Here is a 614-nt window from a genome sequence, read left to right on the forward strand (position 1 = left end):
GCCCAACATGACCGAAAAATCCGCAAGCTCTCCCAGCAACAATAACCTCTCCATCCGTAACGTTCTCTCCACGATGAAATTGCCCCCATCGCCAAACAGATGGGGGTGTTTGTTTTCACAGCCGTTCTAAACATGTGCGCATATATGTGTTTATTATAACCGTTGAAACACATCTTTTAGGCAAATCTTTAAGTCTGGATGCAGAAAAGAAACTAGCACATCTTGTTCTCCAAATACTTCCCTTTTTTCATATACTCCGTTATGCCATCCGTACACCTCGATAGTTCGATGCAGCGGGTCAACCATCCAGTATTCTTTTACTTCAAACCGTTGATATAATTTGTATTTTTCATTTCGGTCTTTTAACGCCGTACTCGGAGACAACACCTCTACGATTAAGTCAGGTGCGCCTACGCATCCCTTTTCTGTGATTTTCTCTCGATCACAAATAACGGAAATATCGGGCTGCACCACATTTTTCACAGATTTGTCATCAAGATTTGAAGCGAATATGACATCAAACGGTGCCATGACCACTATGCATCCTTGTTGTTGAAAATAATCCCGCAACGCCGCATAAAGCTCACCGATGATATATTGATGGGTAAACGAAG

At 42.3% G+C, this 614-nt stretch carries 1 protein-coding gene; it reads right to left on the reverse strand.

Annotation, left to right across the window (positions count from 1 at the left end):
* Positions 1–153: 153 nt before the first annotated feature.
* Positions 154–614: Uma2 family endonuclease (locus tag DCC82_RS17100; protein ID WP_097355139.1), on the reverse strand; the 461-nt coding region annotated here is incomplete at its 5' end.

Origin of the sequence: Geobacillus sp. LYN3 (assembly GCF_003064505.1) — a bacterium.
GTDB classification, from domain to species: domain Bacteria; phylum Bacillota; class Bacilli; order Bacillales; family Anoxybacillaceae; genus Parageobacillus_B; species Parageobacillus_B toebii.